This is a genomic window from Halomonas sp. E19 (assembly GCF_052439355.1).
GTDB lineage: Bacteria > Pseudomonadota > Gammaproteobacteria > Pseudomonadales > Halomonadaceae > Halomonas.
Window position 1 is genome coordinate 880138 of record NZ_JBNFWU010000001.1, and the last position, 19573, is coordinate 899710.

The 19573-nt window shown below is 66.4% G+C and carries 7 protein-coding genes, 1 tRNA gene and 10 pseudogenes; 12 read left to right on the forward strand and 6 right to left on the reverse strand.

Annotation, left to right across the window (positions count from 1 at the left end; translation table 11 throughout):
- Nucleotides 1–3 precede the first annotated feature (3 nt).
- The 12 genes and pseudogenes from ACUDAL_RS04720 (at nucleotide 4) to lpxC (ending at nucleotide 14534) form a co-directional block, all read left to right on the forward strand.
- Nucleotides 4–1518, forward strand: a complete 1515-nt coding sequence (locus ACUDAL_RS04720) for a UDP-N-acetylmuramoyl-L-alanyl-D-glutamate--2,6-diaminopimelate ligase (RefSeq protein WP_444677301.1) — start codon at nucleotides 4–6, stop codon at nucleotides 1516–1518.
- Nucleotides 1511–2877, forward strand: a pseudogene (locus ACUDAL_RS04725) (UDP-N-acetylmuramoyl-tripeptide--D-alanyl-D-alanine ligase). The gene ACUDAL_RS04720 and the pseudogene ACUDAL_RS04725 overlap by 8 nt, the downstream one beginning before the upstream one ends.
- Before the next feature lie 9 nt (nucleotides 2878–2886).
- Nucleotides 2887–3968, forward strand: a pseudogene (mraY, locus tag ACUDAL_RS04730) (phospho-N-acetylmuramoyl-pentapeptide-transferase).
- 38 nt (nucleotides 3969–4006) lie between these two features.
- Nucleotides 4007–5362 (forward strand): annotated as a pseudogene (murD, locus tag ACUDAL_RS04735) (UDP-N-acetylmuramoyl-L-alanine--D-glutamate ligase); the annotation flags it as partial.
- 37 nt (nucleotides 5363–5399) lie between these two features.
- Nucleotides 5400–6625: pseudogene (gene ftsW, locus ACUDAL_RS04740) on the forward strand (putative lipid II flippase FtsW).
- Between the two features lie 29 nt (nucleotides 6626–6654).
- Nucleotides 6655–7708 (forward strand): annotated as a pseudogene (gene murG / locus ACUDAL_RS04745) (undecaprenyldiphospho-muramoylpentapeptide beta-N-acetylglucosaminyltransferase).
- A gap of 58 nt (nucleotides 7709–7766) precedes the next feature.
- Nucleotides 7767–9177: pseudogene (gene murC, locus ACUDAL_RS04750) on the forward strand (UDP-N-acetylmuramate--L-alanine ligase).
- Nucleotides 9174–10101 (forward strand): annotated as a pseudogene (locus ACUDAL_RS04755) (D-alanine--D-alanine ligase). Before murC ends, ACUDAL_RS04755 begins: the two co-directional pseudogenes overlap by 4 nt.
- Nucleotides 10098–10823 (forward strand): cell division protein FtsQ/DivIB, encoded by a 726-nt coding sequence (locus ACUDAL_RS04760; protein ID WP_444677302.1) that lies wholly within the window; start codon nucleotides 10098–10100, stop codon nucleotides 10821–10823. Before ACUDAL_RS04755 ends, ACUDAL_RS04760 begins: the two are co-directional and overlap by 4 nt.
- Before the next feature lie 201 nt (nucleotides 10824–11024).
- Nucleotides 11025–12307, forward strand: a pseudogene (ftsA, locus tag ACUDAL_RS04765) (cell division protein FtsA).
- A gap of 34 nt (nucleotides 12308–12341) precedes the next feature.
- Nucleotides 12342–13511 carry a cell division protein FtsZ gene (gene ftsZ, locus ACUDAL_RS04770; RefSeq protein WP_444677303.1) on the forward strand — a complete coding sequence of 390 codons (1170 nt, stop codon included), beginning with the start codon at nucleotides 12342–12344 and terminating at the stop codon, nucleotides 13509–13511.
- Nucleotides 13512–13622: 111 nt separating this feature from the next.
- A complete protein-coding gene (gene lpxC, locus ACUDAL_RS04775; RefSeq protein ID WP_444677304.1) occupies nucleotides 13623–14534 on the forward strand; it encodes a UDP-3-O-acyl-N-acetylglucosamine deacetylase in 912 nt (303 codons plus the stop codon).
- Nucleotides 14535–14597: 63 nt separating this feature from the next.
- Here lpxC and bioA read toward each other — a convergent pair.
- The 6 genes and pseudogenes from bioA to bioF all read right to left on the reverse strand — a co-directional run bounded on the left by bioA (nucleotide 14598) and on the right by bioF (nucleotide 19570).
- A pseudogene (gene bioA, locus ACUDAL_RS04780) lies at nucleotides 14598–15862 on the reverse strand (adenosylmethionine--8-amino-7-oxononanoate transaminase).
- Between the two features lie 171 nt (nucleotides 15863–16033).
- Nucleotides 16034–16118: transfer RNA gene (locus ACUDAL_RS04785), tRNA-Leu, on the reverse strand.
- Between the two features lie 44 nt (nucleotides 16119–16162).
- Nucleotides 16163–16863, reverse strand: a pseudogene (gene bioD, locus ACUDAL_RS04790) (dethiobiotin synthase).
- Nucleotides 16864–16906: 43 nt separating this feature from the next.
- Nucleotides 16907–17668, reverse strand: a complete 762-nt coding sequence (locus ACUDAL_RS04795; RefSeq protein ID WP_444677305.1) for a methyltransferase domain-containing protein — start codon at nucleotides 17666–17668, stop codon at nucleotides 16907–16909.
- Complete coding sequence (locus ACUDAL_RS04800; protein ID WP_444677306.1) at nucleotides 17643–18413, reverse strand: alpha/beta fold hydrolase; 771 nt, start codon at nucleotides 18411–18413, stop codon at nucleotides 17643–17645. The genes ACUDAL_RS04795 and ACUDAL_RS04800 overlap by 26 nt, the downstream gene beginning before the upstream one ends.
- Complete coding sequence (bioF, locus tag ACUDAL_RS04805) at nucleotides 18410–19570, reverse strand: 8-amino-7-oxononanoate synthase (RefSeq protein WP_444677307.1); 1161 nt, start codon at nucleotides 19568–19570, stop codon at nucleotides 18410–18412. Before bioF ends, ACUDAL_RS04800 begins: the two co-directional genes overlap by 4 nt.
- Between the last annotated feature and the right edge of the window lie 3 nt (nucleotides 19571–19573).

A 19573-nucleotide genomic window follows, 5' to 3' on the forward strand; every position in this document is an offset into this window, starting at 1 on the left:
TTGATGCAGGTAAGTGCCTCCCGTCTTCAAGCCGCGCTGCGGCGCTGTTGGCCCGGGCTGGAGATGCCCGGCCTTGCCGCCGAGACGCCGTTGCGACTCGAGCTGGACAGCCGGCGCGTGGCGCCGGGTGATGTCTTCGTCGCCGTGCCCGGAGTCGCCGTGGATGGACGACGATTTCTCGACCAGGCGCTGGCCGCCGGCGCCCGCTGGGTGCTCTACCACCTCGAGGCCAGCGATGTCGCGGAGGGCATGGCGCGGCACCCGCAGGTGATCGGGCTGCCCTTCCTGCGCCAGCGGCTCGGGGAGCTGGGGCAGTACCTGTTCGAGGTGCCGGAAACGCTGGAAGTGATCGGCGTGACCGGTACCAATGGCAAGAGCTCGGTGACCCACTACCTGGCCGAGCTGAGCCTGGCGCTGGGCCGAGACAGCGGCGTGCTCGGCACACTGGGGCATGGCCGACCCGGCGCGCTGACCGCGGGCGCGCTGACCACACCGGGACCGCTGGCGTTGCAGGCCGCCTTGGGCACCATGGCGCGTGACGGCATGAGCCGTATCGCCATGGAGGTCTCGTCCCATGCGCTCGATCAGGGGCGTCTCGATGGGTGCCGGATCACCGCTGGCGTGTTTACCAACCTGAGCCGCGACCACTTGGACTACCACGGCAGCATGGCTGCCTATGCCGCCGCCAAGGCGCGCCTGTTCCGCCGCCCCGAGCTTTCGCTGGCGGTGGTCAATGCCGACGATCCATTGGCGCGCCTGATGCTGGCTGGCGTTGCGCCGGGCGTGCGCGTGCTGGCGGTAGGCAACGACCCGGCGGCCACGCTGCGGGTAGCGGAGTGGACCCCACGCGAGTCGGGGCAGGTCGCCCGCGTGGCGACGCCCGAAGGCGACATGACCCTTGCGCTGTCGCTGATGGGGCGTTTCAATCTCGACAACGTGCTGATCGCCATCGCGACACTGTACGGGCTGGGTTCGCCGCTGACGTCACTGTTCGAGGCGGCTGCCCGGCTGACCCCGGTGCCGGGCCGCATGCAGCGGTTGCCCGCTTCAGCGGGGCCCGGCGTGGTCGTCGACTATGCCCACACCCCGGACGCTCTCGAGAATGCCCTGACGGCGCTACGTGCGCACCTGCCGGGCGGCGGTCGGCTGTGGTGCCTGTTCGGCTGCGGCGGGGATCGCGATGCCGGCAAGCGGCCATTGATGGCGGCCGTGGCGGCGCGTCACGCCGACCGAATCGTCGTGACCGATGACAATCCTCGCAGCGAGCCACCCGACGCGATCCGCCAGCAGATCCTGGCAGGGCTGCCCGCCGAGGTGCGCGCTGAGGCCTGGGAGATCGGCGAACGTGGCGAGGCCATCGCCCGCGTCGTGGCCGAAGCCGCCGCGGGGGACGTGGTGCTGATTGCCGGCAAGGGGCACGAGAACTATCAGGAGATCGGGGGCACGCGGCAGCCGTACTGCGATGTCAGCCGGGCGAACGAGGCGCTCGAGCGTCGCCGGGGAGGCAGCAATGGATAGCTGTGGCCTCGCTTCCCTGAGTCAGGTGGCCGAGGCGCTTAACCTGGCGCCGCCCGAGCGCGACCTGGCACTCACCGGCATCACCACCGATACCCGACAGCTGACGCCCGGGGCGCTGTTTATCGCTCTGCGCGGCGAGCGCTTCGATGCTCATGCCTTTTGACCCAGGCCCGGGAGGCCGGCGCGTGCGCCGCGCTGGTCGAACGCCCGGTGGACGACCCGTTGCCCCAATTGGTCGTGGCCGATACCCGCCTGGCGCTGGGCCTGCTGGGGCGTGAGCGTCGGCGCGCCTGGGCCGGGCCGCTGATCGCCGTGACCGGCAACAGCGGCAAGACCAGCGTCAAGGAACTGCTGGCACTTATCCTGGGACGCAGCGGGTCCACGCTGGCCACCCGCGGCAATCTCAACAACGACATCGGCGCGCCGCTTACCCTGCTGTCGCTGCAGCCGCGCCATGAGCGGGCGGTGGTAGAGCTGGGCGCAAACCACCTGGGCGAGATCGCCTGGACGGCCACGCTGGCCGAGCCGCAGGTGGCGGTCATCACTAATGTCACCGGTGCCCACGTTGGCGAGTTCGGCGGCATGGGCTGCATCGCCCAGGCCAAGGCCGAAATCCTCGTCGGGCTGCCTGCGGATGGCGTAGCCGTGCTGAATCGCGATGACGCCTATTTTCCGCTCTGGTCACGCCTGGCCGCGCCGCGCGCGGTGCTGGACTTCGGCCTGTCGCCGGGTGGGCGGGTGCAGGCGACCGAGCTAGCTTGCGATGATCTTGGGCGTTATGCTTTCACGCTTGTTCTGGACGGCCAGCCGCTGGGCCGAGTGCGGCTCGGCCTGCTGGGCCGCCACAGCGTCGCCAACGCCCTGGCTGCCGCCGCGGGCGGGCTGGCGCTTGGGCTGCCGTCCGACCAGGTGCTGGCCGGGCTGGCAGCGGCTGCGCCCATGCCTGGGCGCCTGAGCCCGGAACCGGGCTTGCGCGGCTGTCGCCTGCTGAACGACACGTATAATGCCAACCCTGGTGCCGTCAAGGCAGCCCTATCATTGCTGGCCGAACTGCCCGGGCCGCGCTGGTGCCTGCTTGGCGGCATGGGGGAATTGGGAAAGGCGTCCGACCGGCTGCATGCCGAGGTCGGGTGCTACGCACGGGAACTGGGGATCGACGTGCTCGGTACCTGCGGGGCGCTGGCGAAGCCGGCCAGCGATGCCTTCGGGGTGGGTGGGTACCATTTCAATGACCGCGAGGCGCTGCTGCGCCACGCCCTGGACCATTTGCCCGAAGGGGCCTGCGTACTGATCAAGGGGTCGCGCAGCGCAGGAATGGAACAGGTCGTGGCAGCCCTGCGCGCCGACGCATCAAGGTGAACGCAACACATGCTGCTCTATCTGGCGAATTTCCTGGCGCAGTACCAGAGCGCCTTCAATGTCTTCAACTATCTCACCCTGCGCATGATTCTGGGAACCGTGACGGCGCTGCTACTGTGCCTGTGGTTCGGCCCCCTGATGATTCGCCGCCTGGTCGAACGGCAGATCGGCCAGGCCGTTCGCGACGACGGCCCGCAGTCGCATCTTTCCAAGGCGGGGACGCCCACCATGGGTGGGGCGATGATCCTGATGGCGATTGCTGCGAGCACGCTGCTGTGGGCGGACCTGAGCAATCGCTTCGTGTGGATCGTGCTGATGGTGACGCTGGGTTTCGGCGCCATCGGCTGGGTGGATGACTACCGCAAGGTGGTGGAAAAGAATCCGCGCGGCCTGCCCGCGCGCTGGAAGTATTTCTGGCAATCCGTGTTCGGCCTGCTGACGGCGGCGGTGCTTTATGTCACCGCCACCAGCGCGGTCGAGACCAGCCTGATCGTGCCGTTGTTCAAGGACATCGTGATCCCCCTCGGAGTGTTCTACATCGTGCTGACGTACCTCGTGATCGTCGGCAGCTCCAATGCCGTCAATCTCACGGATGGGCTGGACGGCCTGGCGATCATGCCCACGGTCATGGTGGCCATGGGGCTGGCGGTATTCGCCTATGCCAGCGGCAACGCGGTCTTCGCCAACTATCTGCAGATACCCAATATCACTGGGGCGGGGGAGCTGGCGGTGTTCTGTGCCACCATTGCCGGTGCCGGTCTCGGTTTCCTGTGGTTCAACACCTATCCGGCTCAGGTCTTCATGGGCGATGTGGGGGCCCTGGCCCTGGCGCCGCGCTGGGCGTGGTGGCGGTCATTGTGCGCCAGGAGATCGTGCTGTTCATCATGGGCGGCATCTTCGTGATGGAAACGGTCTCGGTGATCCTACAGGTCGCGTCCTACAAGCTGACCGGCCGGCGCATCTTCCGCATGGCGCCGCTGCATCATCACTATGAGCTCAAGGGCTGGCCCGAGCCGCGGGTCATCGTGCGCTTCTGGATCATTACCGTGATTCTGGTGCTGGTCGGCCTGGCCACTCTCAAGATCCGCTGAATCCCGGCGCCGGCGCAGTGCGGGACAAGGAGGCGAGCATGCACAAGGTGCCTAAGGGCGTGACGCTGGTGGTAGGGCTGGGTGTGTCGGGTCGTGCGATCTGTCGACATCTAGCGCGCCTTGGCGTGCCCTTTATGGTGGCGGACACACGCAGCGCGCCGCCCGGGGTTGAGGAGTTCCAATCCGCGCATCCGCAGGTGGCGCTTTACTGCGGGCTCCTGGAGGCGCTCGACATGAGCGAGGCGGAGGAAATCGTCGTCAGTCCGGGCATCGACCTGCGTACGCCGGGACTGGCCGAACTGCGCCATAGGCGTCGAACGGCGAACGATGAACCGCTGGTGGTGGGCGAGATCGCGCTGTTTGTGCGTGCCTGCCGGGCGCCGATCGCTGCCATTACCGGTTCGAATGCCAAGTCGACGGTGACCACCCTGCTCGGCGAGATGGCACGTGAAGCGGGGCGCCGTGTAGCCGTGGGGGGCAACCTGGGCACCCCGGCACTTGACCTGCTGGCGAGCGAGCTGGATGCCGAGCTCTATGTGCTCGAGCTGTCCAGCTTCCAGCTCGATACCACGCCCTGGTTAGGCGCGCATAGCGCCGCCTTCCTCAACCTCTCGGAAGACCATCTGGACCGTCACGGCGGCATGGCCGAGTACCGGGCGGCCAAGCTGGCCATCTTCCGTGGCGCCCACCATGGCGTGGTGAATGCCGAAGATCCCCAGACTTGGCCGGCGGCACCGCTGCCGCACCTGGACTACTTCACCACCGCGATTCCGCAAGGTGACGCCTGGGGCATTGCCCACCACGCAGGGCGCGACTGGTTGATGCACGGTGAAGAGAGGTTGATGCCCGCCGACGAGGTTCGCCTGGCCGGCCGGCACAACCAGGCTAATGCCCTGGCGGCTCTGGCCATGGGCCATCGCCTGGGCTTGCCGATGGCGGCCATGTGCCGCGTGCTGCGCCGCTTCGAAGGCCTGCCCCATCGTGGCGAGGTGGTGGCCGATGTCGCCGGCGTGCGCTGGATCAACGATTCGAAAGGCACCAATGTCGGGGCGACCCTGGCCGCCTTGGCCGGGATTGGGCCGACGCTTGCCGGCCGGCTGGTGCTGCTGGCAGGAGGCGTGGGCAAGGGAGCGGACTTCCGCCCGCTGGCGGCGCCGCTGGCCCGCTACGGCCGCGAGGCGGTACTGTTCGGCTGCGATGCACAGCGCCTAGCGCAGGCGCTTGAAGGCCAGGTAGCCACCACGGTGGTGGCCGACCTGGAGGCTGCGCTGGCACGCGCCAGCCAGATCGCCCAGCCTGGCGACTGCGTGCTGCTCTCGCCCGCCTGTGCCAGCCTCGACCAGTTCGCCAACTACCAGGCACGCGGCGATGCCTTCTGCCGATGGGTGAGTCGCCACATCAAGGGAGAGAAGGCCAATGAAGCGCTTGCGCCTGTTACGCTTGGCGAAATGGAGGGCACGGCTGTCGATGGCCGACAAGCCGTTCGACGGCTGGCTGCTGCTGGCGTCGGTCTCACTGATGTTGATCGGCTGGGTAATGGTGAGCTCGGCGTCCACCGAAGTGGCGGCCGGGTTGACCGGCAACCCCTGGTATTTCAGCCAGCGCCACGCAATCTTCGTGATTATGGCCATGACGGCCGGCGTGCTGACCCTGCGCGCGCCCCTGGCCTGGTGGCGGGCAAACGGTCCCCTCCTGCTGCTGGTGAGCATGGCGCTGCTGGTGCTGGTGCTGCTGGTCGGTCGTGAGGTCAACGGCAGTCGGCGCTGGCTTTCGATCCCTGGGATCCCTTTCAACCTGCAGGTGTCGGAAGTGGCAAAGCTGTGCCTGATCGTCTACATGGCCGGCTACCTGGAGCGCTTCCTGCCGGATGTGCGTCGCTACTGGGGGCGTTCCTGCGGCCGCTGATGGTGATGGGTGTGATCGCCGTGCTGCTGATCCTGGAGCCCGACTACGGTGCGGTGGTGGTGATGACCGGCTGCGTGATGGGCATGCTGCTCATGGCCGGTGCACCCTGGGGCCGCTTCGTCATCATCCTGGCGGCAGTTGGCCTACTGGGCTTTTACGTCGCCATCGCCGAACCCTATCGCCTGGCGCGCCTGACCAGCTTCTCCGATCCCTGGGCGGATCAGTTTGCCAGCGGCTACCAGCTGACCCAGGCGCTGATCGCCTTTGGTCGCGGCCACTGGTTCGGCATGGGCCTCGGCAATAGCGTTCAGAAGCTGTTCTATCTGCCTGAGGCCCACACCGACTTCGTCTTCGCGGTACTGGCCGAAGAGCTGGGGCTGTTCGGCGCCATCGCGGTGGTCGGGTTGTTCGCGCTGCTGATCTATCGCGCGATGGCGGTGGGGCGGCGCGCCGAGCTTGCCGGACTTGCCTTCGCGGCCTACGCCAGCTACGGCATTGCCCTGGTGATCGGGGCGCAGGCCTTCATCAACATCGCCGTCAGCACCGGAATGCTGCCCACCAAGGGCCTGACCCTGCCGCTGCTGAGCTACGGTGGTTCCAGCCTGTTGATCAGTGCCATGATGGTGGCGCTGCTGCTGCGGGCCGATATCGAGACACGCCAAGCGCTGCGCCGGGCAAGTCCCACGGCGCCACGCGAGGTCGCGGGAGAGCGACGCGAACCGCGTATCAACGGACATGGAGCGTACAAGTGAGTCGAGCTGAGACACGCCCTGTGTTGATCATGGCGGGGGGACCGGCGGCCACGTGGTGCCGGCGTTGTCGCTGGCGCGCGGACTGGCAGCCGAAGGGGTCGAGGTACACTGGCTCGGCAGCCCACGCGGGATCGAGAACCGGCTGGTGCCCCAGGCGGGCCTTCCGTTGCATCGCATTTCGGTGGCCGGCCTTCGCGGTAAGGGTGTTGCCGGCTGGCTGTCGGCGCCCTTTCACCTGACCCGCGCCGTATGGCAGGCGGCAAGGATCATCCGCCGCCTCGACCCGGTGCTGGTGGTGGGACTGGGGGGTTTGCCAGCGGCCCGGGCGGGTTGGCGGCCTGGCTGTTACGACGTCCGCTGGTGATCCATGAACAGAATGCCGTGGCCGGCATGACCAATCGGGCCCTATCGCGGCTCGCGCGGCGCGTCTATGCCGCCTTCGCCCAGGCCTTTCCCGGGCGCGGCGTGGTGGTCGGCAATCCGGTGCGTGGGGAGATCGCCGCGCTGGGCGAAGCGCCGCGAGACGCCCAGGCGATGCACGACCGTCCGCTGCGGCTGTTGGTTATAGGTGGCTCGCTCGGTGCCCTGGCGCTCAACGAACGCCTGCCCGAGGCGCTAGCCAGGCTGCCCGAGGACGTGCGCCCCGAAGTGCGGCACCAGGCCGGACGCGACAAGGATAGCGCCACTCGCGACGGTTACCTCGCCAACGGGGTCAGCGCAGAGGTGAGTGACTTCATCGACGATATGGCAACCGCCTACGACTGGGCCGACCTGGTGGTCTGCCGGGCTGGTGCCTTGACCGTTGCCGAACTGGCTGCTGCGGCCAAGCCGGCGCTGTTCGTGCCTTTCCCCCATGCCGTTGACGACCACCAGACGGCTAATGCAGCGGCATTGGTGGAGGCCGGCGCGGCCGAGCTGATGCCGCAGGATACCATGACCGCAGCGGCGCTTGCCGAACGTCTGCAGGCGCTGCTGCATCCCGATATTCTCGCTGCCATGGCGCTACGTGCGAGAGCATGCGCGCACCTCGACGCCGTCGAGCAGATGGTGGCCGGCTGTATGGAGATAGCGATTGAGCGATAGCACTCTAGGACCGGTTCCCGGTCAGGCAACGCCGTCTCGCCACGGGCGGGGCTTGGGGATGCGCCGCATACGGAGCATCCATTTCGTCGGCGTCGGCGGTGCCGGTATGTGCGGCATAGCCGAAGTCCTGGCCAACCAGGGCTACCGGGTCAGCGGCAGTGACCTGAAGGAGTCCACGGTAACGGCCCGGCTGCGCGAACACGGCATCCAGGTGGCCATCGGCCATGCCGCCGAGCATGCCCGGGACGCCGACGTGGTAGTGGTCTCGTCGGCGGTGGACGAGACAAATCCTGAAATTCGCTGGGCCCAGGAGCATCGTGTGCCGGTGGTGAGACGGGCGGAGATGCTGGCGGAACTGATGCGTTTTCGCCACGGCATCGCCGTGGCCGGTACCCACGGCAAGACGACCACCACCAGCCTGACCGCGACCCTGCTGGCCGAAGGCGGACTCGACCCGACCTTCGTTATCGGCGGTAAGCTGACCAGCGCCGGCGCCAATGCGCGGCTGGGCGAGGGCGACTACCTGGTTGCCGAGGCGGACGAGTCCGACGCTTCTTTCCTGCACCTGCAGCCGATGGTGTCGATCGTCACCAACATCGACGCCGACCACATGAGCACCTACGGTGGTGATTTCGATCGCCTCCGGCGCACCTTCATCGAGTTTCTGCACAACCTGCCGTTCTACGGCATGGCAATCCTGTGCGTCGATGATGAGCATGTGCGCGGGCTGCTCAGCCAGGTTCACCGGCATTTTGTCACCTATGGGTTCAGCGAAGATGCCGACTACCGGGTGACCGACTTCGTGCAGGAGGCCGGCGAAGTGCGCTTCACCGCGCTGCGTCCGGACGGCCTGGCGCCGCTCCAGGTACGCCTTGCCATGCCCGGACGGCACAATGCGCTCAACGCCCTGGCCGCTATCGTAGTGGCGACCGATGCCGGCGTGGACGACGCCGCCATCGTGCGTGGCCTGGCGGCCTTTGCCGGGGTGGGGCGTCGTTTCCAGGTGCATGGCCACTTTCCGCCCCCGGCGGTGTGGGCGAAGTGATGCTGGTCGACGATTATGGGCACCACCCGCGTGAGGTGGACATGGTCATCAGGGCCGTGCGCGCCGGCTGGCCCCAGCGCCGCCTGGTAATGATCTACCAGCCCCATCGCTATACCCGTACGCGCGACCTGTACGAGGATTTCGTGCGAGTGCTGGGCGAGGTCGACGTGCTGCTGCTGCTGGATGTCTACAGTGCCGGCGAGACGCCGATCCCCGGCGCCGATGGCCGCGCCCTGGCCGGTTCGATCCGCCAGCGCGGCGGCATCGACCCGATCTTCGTGCAGGACAAGGCAGAGCTGCCGGCCCTGCTTTCGAAGGTGCTGCGAGCCGACGATATTCTCATCGCTCAGGGAGCGGGCGACGTGGGGGCATCGCCCTGCGCCTGGCCGAAAGCCGCCTCGACCTGCGGGAGCTGGCGTCATGAGTCAGGAGCAGCGGTTCGGGCGCGTCGTCGTGCTCTACGGCGGCAATTCGGCCGAGCGCGAGGTCTCGCTCAAGAGTGGTGCTGCCGTGCTGGCTGCACTGCAGGGGGCCGGTATCGATGCGATTGGCTACGACCCTGCCGAAGGGGCTGGTCGGGCTCGAGGCGCTGTGCCCTGATCGCGTCTTCATCGCCCTGCATGGGCGCGGGGGCGAGGATGGCACCCTGCAGGGAGCCCTGGAGCTGCTCGGTATCCCTTATACCGGCAGCGGCGTGCTGGCATCGGCACTAGGAATGGACAAGCAGCGCACCAAGCTGGTGTGGCGGGCCCTGGGACTGCCCACGCCGCCTTCGCTCATGCTGGGGCTCGATAGCGACTGGCATCAGGTGGTTGCTGAACTTGGCCTGCCGCTGGTGGTCAAGCCGGTCCATGAAGGCTCGACCCTTGGGATCAGCATCGTCCGGAGCGCCGAGGAGCTCGAGGCCGCTTACCGCGAGGCCGCTCGCTTCGATGCACGGGTGATGGCCGAGCGCTATGTCGCTGGGGACGAATACACGGTGTCGCTGTTGGGTGAGCGGGTGTTGCCGGCCATCCGCGTCGAGGTGCCGGGCGGCTTCTACGACTACGACGCCAAGTACGTGTCCAACGATACTTTGTACCACCTGCCCTGCGGGCTTGCGCCTGCGGACGAAGCGGAGCTCGGCGAGCTGTGTCAGCAGGCGTTTCAGGCCGTCGGTGGTGAGGGTTGGGGGCGGGTCGACGTGCTGCGCGACGCCGAGGGCAAGTTCTGGCTGATCGAGGTCAACACTTCGCCTGGGATGACCGATCACAGCCTGGTGCCGCAGGCCGCCGCCCATATCGGGATCGACTTCGTCGATTTGGTGAAACAGATATTGGCAACTACGCTGGAGCCGAGACCGGCATGAGCAACCGCGGCTCGATGATGGGTCTGCTGCTGTTGCTGCTGGTGCTGGGAGCAGGCGGTCGCGCACTCTGGCTATGGCTGGACCGGCCTATCGAGCGGGTCTCGATCCGCGGTGAGCTCAGCCATGTCAGCGCCGACTACCTGCGTTCCCAAATTGCACCGCTGGTGCAGGGCGAGACCTGGCTGTCGGCCAACCTGCCGGAACTGCGTCGCATGGCGCGTGAGATCGACTGGCTGGCCGAGGTCAGCATCGCTCGTGAGTGGCCCTACGGCCTGGAGTTCGAGCTGATCGAGCAGGTGCCAATGGCACGCTGGAACGACGACTTCCTGCTCAATCCCGAGGGCGAGCCCTTTGCCTTTGCCCCGGTAACGCCGCCGGAAGGCCTGCCGGACCTGGCCGGGCCGGACGGCAGCGGAGCCGAAGTGCTGGCCTATTATGCCAGGCTTACGCCGCGCTTCGATGCGCTGGGCGTGCGTATCTCTCAGCTGCGCCTGGAGCCACGGGGCGCCTGGCGCATCCAGCTGGACGACGGAGTCTGGGTGATGCTGGGACGCAGCGACCGGGATGCCCGCCTGGCCAGGCTGGGGGCCGCCTGGCAGCGGCAGTTGGGGGCCCAGGCCATGCATATACGCTACATCGACCTGCGCTACCCCAACGGCGTGGCGGTAGCCTGGCACGGCGAGACGGAAATCGAAGAGGAAGAGGATCAGGACGCGGGTTGAACGGTGCGTTGAAGTTCGTTCCGGTAGTGTGAGTGAGTTAAGCCTGCGTGGTTTCATTTATCTGAAATAAGCCGTATCGTGACCTTTGTTTTCTGTATTGGGCTGGTGGTCTAAGGCCGGTTGTTCCTATAATGGGCGCAATGACTTTCATCAGAATAAATGGATGCCCAGCGGACCAAGTTTCAGGAGATTTTCCGACACATGGCAGTCACTTCCAATTCCTCAAACATGGTAGTCGGGCTGGATATCGGAACGTCCAAGGTGGTGGCGATTGTTGGGCAGCCAACCGATGACGGCGGTATCGAAATTGCGGGTATCGGTTCGCATCCCTCGCGGGGGATGAAAAAGGCGTTGTCATCAATATCGAATCTACCGTGCAGTCCATCCAGCGCGCGGTGGAAGAAGCCGAGCTGATGGCCGGCTGCGATATCCATTCCGTGTATGTCGGGGTTGCCGGCAGTCATATCAGCTCGATGAATTCCGATGGGGTGGTCGCCATCAAGGAGCGCGAAGTCACCCCCTCCGATATCGACCGCGTGATCGACTCCGCAAGGGCCAGGGCCATTTCGGAAGGGCAGCGGGTACTGCATGTGCTGCCGCAAGAGTTCGCCATCGACACCCAGGGAGGCATTCGCGAGCCGCTCGGCATGTCCGGAGTTCGCCTCGAGGCCCGCGTTCATCTGGTCACGGCCGCGCTCAATGCGGTGCAGAACATCGACAAGTGCGTACGCCGCTGCGGCCTGGAGGTCGATGCCATCATTCTCGAGCAGTTGGCCTCCAGCATGGCGGTACTGACCGAGGACGAGCGCGAGCTTGGCGTCTGCATGGTGGATATCGGTGGCGGGACCACCGATATCGCCGTTTTCACCGAAGGCGCCATCCGGCACACGGCCGTGATTCCCATCGCGGGCGACCAGGTGACCAACGATATCGCCATGGCCCTGCGTACGCCGACCCAGTACGCCGAAGAGATCAAGGTCAAGTATGCCTGCGCCTTGACCCAGCTAGCTTCCAGCGACGAGATGATCAAGGTGCCGAGCGTGGGCGACCGCCCGTCGCGCGACCTATCGCGCCAGGCGCTGGCGGAAGTGGTGGAGCCTCGCTACGAGGAGCTCTTCACTCTGATTCGTGATGAACTGAGGCGCAGCGGCTATGAGGATCTGGTAGCCGCGGGCGTGGTGCTGACCGGAGGCACCTCGCGCATGGAGGGGGTCGTCGAGCTGGCGGAAGAAATTTTCCATATGCCGGTGAGAATCGCCTGCCCGCACAGGGTCAGCGGCCTGTCCGATGTCGTTCGCAATCCGATTTATTCTACCGGGGTAGGTTTGCTACATTACGCCCTCCAGGAGGCCCGGCACGGGCGCGGCCGAGAGGGCCGAGTGATAACAGCGCAACCCAGGCGTGATGACGTCTCCCAGCGTGGTGGATGGGAAGGGATTCCAGCGCTGGCAAAACTCAAGGGCTGGTTGAAAGGAAATTTCTGACAGGGACCGCACCGCGGTCCAGGAGACGGGGCTTATGTTCGAACTGGTAGATAGCGCACCCTCGAGCAGTGCGGTCATCAAGGTCGTCGGCGTGGGTGGTGGTGGCGGCAATGCCGTCAACCACATGGTCGAGAGCAACATCGAAGGTGTCGAATTCATCTGTGCCAACACGGATGCCCAGGCGCTGAAGCGGGTCTCGGCCAAGACTGTGCTCCAGCTCGGCAACGAGATCACCAAGGGGCTGGGTGCAGGTGCCAACCCCGAGGTCGGGCGCCAGGCCGCCATGGAAGATCGAGACCGCATCGCCGAGCTGCTCAGTGGTGCCGACATGGTCTTCATCACGGCGGGCATGGGCGGCGGTACCGGTACCGGCGGTGCGCCTGTCGTAGCGCAGGTGGCGAAGGAGCTCGGCATACTCACCGTGGCTGTCGTCACCCGGCCGTTCCCCTTCGAGGGCCCCAAGCGCATGCGCGTTGCCGAAGAGGGCATGAAGGAGCTCTCCGAGCACGTCGACTCGCTGATCACCATTCCCAACGAAAAGCTGCTGTCGGTGCTGGGCAAGAATGCCAGCCTGCTGACCGCGTTCAGCGCGGCCAACGACGTGCTGCTGGGCGCCGTGCAGGGGATCGCCGAACTGATTACCAGCCCCGGCATCATCAACGTGGACTTTGCCGATGTGCGTACCGTGATGTCCGAGATGGGCATGGCGATGATGGGCACCGGCGGCGCCACCGGCGAGAATCGCGCTCGCGAAGCCGCCGAGAAGGCCATCCGCAGCCCGCTGCTGGAGGACATCGACCTGCACGGCGCGCGCGGTATCCTGGTCAACATCACCGCTGGCCCGGACCTCTCCATCGGCGAATTCAACGATGTGGGTGCCACCGTCCAGGAGTTCGCCTCCCAGGACGCCACTATCGTGGTCGGTACTTCCATCGATATGGAAATGTCGGACGAGCTGCGTGTCACCGTGGTGGCGGCGGGGCTGGAGGGTCGCCAGCAGAAGGCGGCAGGGCGCGAGCCGGCCAAGCGCCCCGAGGCGGGAGAGTACCGTCAGCGTGCGCAGCCGTCGCTGCGCCAGCAGAGCGCGGTGGCCAAGGCCGAGCCCCAGGAGGCGGTGAAGCCCCAGCCCGAGAAGCGTCGTGCACCGCACGAGCTTGACGACTACCTGGACATTCCGGCTTTCCTGCGCCGACAGGCTGATTGAAGATTGCTATCGGATGATTAGGCATGGCCAGGAAGGTTCTTTTTGTTGAAACGTGCGTTCGGTGTTATAGTGAACGGTGTTTGATAACTAATAACTGCCTGGCTACTGCCCATGATCAGACAACGAACCCTGCAAAATACCATCCGCGCCACCGGCGTGGGTCTCCACTCGGGCAAGAAGGTCTATCTGACCCTGCGCCCGGCGCCGGTAAATACCGGCATCGTGTTCGTGCGTACCGACCTCGAGCCGGAGGTGCTGATTCCCGCCAACGCCTCGCTGGTCACCGATACCACCCTGTGCACCGCCCTTTCCAAGGATGGCGTCAAGGTGGCGACGGTCGAACACCTGATGTCGGCGCTGGCGGGTCTCGGTATCGACAACGTCTATGTGGATCTCAGCGCTCCTGAAGTGCCGATCATGGACGGTAGCGCGGGCCCTTTCGTCTTCCTGATCCAGTCGGCCGGTATTGCCGAGCAGGAAGCGGCCAAGAAGTTCATCCGCATCAAGCGTGAGGTGGTGGTGCAGGAGAACGGCAAGGAAGCGCGCTTCCTGCCGCATCGCGGCTTCAAGGTTTCGTTTGCCATCGAGTTCGATCACCCGGTGTTCGAAGACCAGAAGCAGACCGCCGTGGTCGATTTCTCCACAACTTCCTTCGTCAAGGAAGTGTCACGGGCCCGTACCTTCGGCTTCATGCGCGACCTCGAGTACCTTCGCGCCAACAATCTGGCGCTGGGTGGCAGTCTGGACAATGCCATCGTGGTCGATGACTATCGCATCGTCAACGAAGGCGGGCTGCGTTACGAGGACGAGTTCGTCAAGCACAAGGTGCTCGATGCGATTGGCGATCTCTACCTGCTGGGCCATAGCCTGATCGGCGAGTTCCGCGGTGTGAAGTCGGGGCATGCGCTGAACAACCAGCTGTGCCGCGCCTTGCTGGCCCAGCCGGACGCCTACGAGGTCGTGACCTTCGAAACCGAACGCGAAGCGTCGCCGATCTCCTACGCTCAGCCTGCGATGGCCTAATACCCCTGGCAGACAGTTATCAAACCGCGGCGCCGCTCTCTCGTTGAGAGCGGCGTCTTGCTGTCAGCGAAACCAGCTCTTCATCACGTCAGTGATCTGACGCATTTCCGCCTCGGAGGTGATATAGGCGGGCATGGTATACAGCCATCGGCCGAACGGGCGAAGCCAGACCCCATGGGTCCTGGCATGGTCGGCCACCCCAGCGAGTGCGGCGGCGTCCTTTACCTCGATCACCGCCGTGGCCCCCAACACGCGCACGTCCTCTACCGCGGGGTGCGAGCGCAGGGCGCGGTCCTGCTCCAGCTCCTGGTCCAGCAGCGCATTGAGCCGGGCGATTTTGCCCAGATAGTCCTCATCCTCGAAGACGGCCAGGCTTTCCAGCGCCACACGGCAGGCCAGCGGGTTACCCATGAAGGTGGGCCCGTGCATGAAGGCATGCTGCGGCGAGTCACCGATGAAGGCGTTATGCACTCGGTCGGTGGCCAACGTGGCGGCATGGCCCAGGTAGCCACCGGTGAGTCCCTTGGAGAGCACCATGATGTCCGGCGTCACCTGCGCGTGGTCAGCCGCGAACCGCTTGCCGGTGCGCCCGAACCCGGTGGCGACCTCGTCGAATACCAGCAGCACGTCGAACTCGTCGCACAGGGTGCGGGCGCCGCGCAGATAGTGCGGTGAGGTCATATTGAGGCCGCCGGCCGCCTGCAGCAGTGGCTCCATCAGCAGGGCGGCGGTTTCGTGGTGATGACGTTCCAGCACCGTGCGCAGGCGGGCTAGGTCCGCCTCGACTTCGTCGGGGAAGCGCTGAACGGTGCGGTGGGCGCCGGGGCGAAGTGGTGCTGCGGGAGGTACCCTGCAAACAGTGAATGCATGCCTTCTTCGGGATCGCAGACCGCCATGCAGCCGCTGGTGTCGCCATGGTAAGCCTTCATCAGCGACAACATGCGGTGCTTTTCAGGCTTGCCACGCAGGTGGTGATACTGCACGGCCATCTTCATCGCCACTTCCATGCCCACCGACCCGCTATCGGAGAAGAACACATGGTTAAGCCCCGTGGGCGTGATTCGCACTAGCTCTCTCGCGAGCCGGTCGGCGGGCTCATGGGTCAGGCCGCCAAGCATCACATGGCAAAGGATGTCGGCCTGCTCCTTCAGCGCGGCCACCAGCCGGGGGTGGCCATAGCCATGGATCATGCACCACCAGGAGCAGGTGGCATCGAGCAGCATTTCGCCGCCCTCCAGCATGAAGCGCGGGCCCTGGCCACCGACGACCTTGGGCGGGCGGGGCTGGGTCGACAGGTGGGCATAGGGGTGCCAGACGGGAGATATCATCGAGCCTCCGAAAGAGCCGGAACGAGCGGATGGGCGAACGAGGCGCGCGACACGTGGCCGTCAACCAGGGGCGCGGCAGGAGCATGACGAACGAGTATCAATGAAACGGGCGGTAATGAAGCGGGGCGAGGAGAACGGCCGCCGCAGGGTACAGAGAAGGAATAACATGAATGGTGCGGATGGGGAGACTTGAACTCCCACGCCCGAAGGCACCAGAACCTAAATCTGGCGTGTCTACCAATTCCACCACATCCGCAGGGTTGTGCAGGCGTCCACATTGTACGGACACGTGCTCGCAAGTCAATTGCCATGCGGCAGCTCGAGGTAGGCGATGGCGGCCTCTGGGCGCCTGGCGGCCTTCACCCGGTTCAGGCGTGGCACCACGCCGAGGCAAGGGGCGCCAAGGGTGCGCTCCAAGGTGGCCAGGTTATCGGCAAACAGCGCAGCGTCCCGGGCAAAGGCCGCATCGACGACGCTGCCAGCCCAGCCTGCCAGCCGAGCGCCGTCGGCGCGTATTGCTTCGGCGGTCAACCGTGCGTGATTGAGGCAGCCCAGCTTGAGGCCGACGACCAGGATCACTGGCAATTCGAGCGCCAAGGCGAGCCCGGCCAGCTCTTCCCGCTCATTGAGCGGAACGCGCCAGCCGCCCGCGCCTTCCACGAGGATCAGGTCGCGCTGCTCACGGAGCAGGGGCTGAGATGGGCACACAGGCCGGCAAGGTCGAGTTCGGCGCCGGCCTGACGGGCGGCCAGGTGCGGCGCGATAGCCGGTTCGAAGGCGAAGGGGTTGACCAGGTCATAGGCGACGGGCGGCACGCTGCGCGCCTGCAGGGCCAGCGCATCGTCGTTGCGCAGTCCATCAGGGGTTGGCAGCGAGCCGGAGGCAATTGGTTTGAGTCCGAGCGTGGTTAAGCCGCGTGAACGGGCCAGGGCCAGCAGCCCGGCGCTGACCAGCGTCTTGCCGGCGTCGGTGTCGGTGCCGGTCACAAAATAGCGCGTCATGGCATTGTGTCCTTGTCGAGCACTAGGGTCAGACAAGCGTAGGTCACCGGCAGGCCCGCCGGCTCACGCAGGGCTTCGTAGCGGGCGCGTGCCTGTTGCAGGGCGGCGCGCCCAGGCGGAGCACCAGGACGGCGCGTATGCGCCCCCACCCCTTGAGTGAGGCCATCACACCGCCTAGGTCGGCATAGTGGAAGCGAGCCTGATGTTCGATCACCTGCATGCCAGCGAAGCGCGCCCGGATGGCGGCTTTCCGGTGGGCATCGGCGCTGCGGAAGTCGAGCTGTGATGCGGTGCACCCCCAGGCATGGCCGATCTCCTGCAGCGTGCCGGGCCCCAGGGTGTTGATCAGCGCCTTGCCGCCGGGCCGCAGCACCCGGTGCAGCTCTGTGAAGACGGCCTCCAGGTCAAGGCACCACTGGAGGGCCAGATTGGAGAACACGAGGTCGAGCGAGGCCGGTGCGATCGGCAAGGCGGCGGCATCGGCCTGCAGCCACTGTACCGCCTCGCCATGCCGTGCTTGCGCCGTGGCGAGCATGCCGGGGGCAATGTCTAACCCGATGATGCGGCAGTTCGGGCCGAAGCGGGTTTGCAGCCGTTGGCTCCAGTGGCCTGGCCCACAGCCCAGGTCGAGGATGGCGCCCGCCTGCGACGGCAGTCGTTGCCACAGCGCCTGTCCCAGCGCCTGCTGGGCGCCGGCCAGCTGCTCGTACCGGCCCGAGGCATGGCTGAAGGCATCGGCAACCTGCCGGCGCCAGGTGCTGTCATGGCCTGTCGTCAAGTCAGAAAGGCGAGCTGCATGGCTCATCGATAGGCTCCGGGTTCTTGTGGGTCGGTGCATCAGGCGCTTCGCAGGCCGCCAGGGCGAGGGTTTCCAGCGTTCGAGTCAGCCGGGTGGGCGCCGACAGCATCGGACAGTGGCCGCTCCCTTCCAGGGTGATGCTGTCAGGCAACCGGTTCGCGGTGGCAAGCAGCGGGTCCTGGGCGCCGGCCACCTGCCACACGGGGCAAGGCGCCTTTTCCCACCTGCCGCCGAGGTCGAGCTCCGCCAATTGGGTGAGGCCGGCTTCGAGCACTGCAACCGCCGCCCTGGGGCTGGGGCCGATGAGGCCGCTGAGCCGGCGCAGCGCGTCGCGTGGCTCGGGTTCGCCGCGCAGCTGCCAGCGCAGAAAATGACGCCAAGTGGCCAGGGGATCGTGGGAAAACGCCCGGCGGAAGCGGGCCAGCGCATCTGGGGTGACGCCATCGGGGTGGCAGAAGCGGCTGCCCATCCCCAGCAGAACCAGCCCCCGGGGCGGTGGTAAATGCGCCAGCAGCGTACCGGCCAGCAGGCCGCCAAGCGACCAGCCGACCCACAGCGCCTCGGCCGGCAGCTCGGCCGCCATGGCATGGGCCAGTTCGGCGATATCGTTGGGGCGGGCCACTGGTGGCCGCGTGCCGTAGCCGGGCCAGTCGGGTGCCGTCACCTGTACGGTGGGCTCCCAGTAGGGAGCCAGCGGCTGCCAGATATGGGCGTCGATACCCCAGCCCGAGAGCAAGACGATGCGTGTCATCGATGCTCCTCCGCTTGCAAGGTGGCAAGGGCTTCCAGCAGTCTGTCGAGCTGCGACGGCGTATGGCAGGCGCTCAGGGTGATGCGCAGCCGAGCCTGCCCCAGGGGCACTGTGGGCGTACGGATGGCGCCGACCAGGAACCCGGCTTCCCGCAGGCGTTGCGCCCAGCGCAGGGTGCGCTCGGCGTCGTGCAGCAGCAGCGGCTGGATGGGAGTAGGGGAGGCCATCAACGGCAGGCCAAGGCGAGTCGCCTCGCAGCGGAAATGGTCGATCAGGCCATGCAGCCGCTCGCGCCGTTCGGGCTCAGCGGCCAGGATGTCCAGCGCCTTGAGCGTGGCGGTAGCCACGCCTGGTGGCTGGGCGGTGGTGTACACATAGGGCCGGGCGAACTGGATCAGGTGTTCGATCAAGGCCTGGTCACCGGCGACAAAGGCGCCGCCGCTGCCCAGCGCCTTGCCCAAGGTGCCGACCAGCACCGGCACGCGGTCCGTGCCGTGGCGCTGTCCTACGCAGCCGTCTCCCTGATGGCCGAGAACGCCCAATCCATGGGCATCGTCGATCATCAGCCAGGCGCCGTGTCTGGCGCTGAGGGTGCTCAGGCCGGCGATGTCGGCCACATCGCCGTCCATGCTGAATACGCCGTCGCTGACCACGAGCTTGGCGGTGTCGGCCGGGGCCCGGCTCAGCAGTTGCGACAGGTCCTCCAGCGAGCCATGGTGGAAGCGCCGGGAGCGAGCCCCGGCCAGCTTCGCGCCGTCGAGCAGTGAGGCATGGTTGAGGCGGTCTTGGAAGACCAGGGTCTGGTCGTCGCACAGCGCCTGCAGGGTGCCGAGATTGGCCATGTAGCCGGTAGAGAAGAGCAGCGCGCGCGGACGGCCTACCAGGGCGGCGAGCCGCTGTTCCAGCGCCTCATGTACCGCCAGGTGGCCGCTGACCAGGTGCGAGGCGCCGGCACCGCTGCCGAAGCGCCTGGCGCCCTCGGCCTGGGCTTCGGCAAGCCGGGGGTCGCGGGCCAGGCCGAGATAATCGTTGCCGGCAAAGTCGCATAGTGCAGGCGACTGTTCAAAGCAATGACGCTGCCGCCAGAGGCCTTCTGCCTGTCGCCTGGCCGCCCTGTCGGCCAGGCGCGACGCCCAGCCGTCGCTGGCGAGGTTCATGAG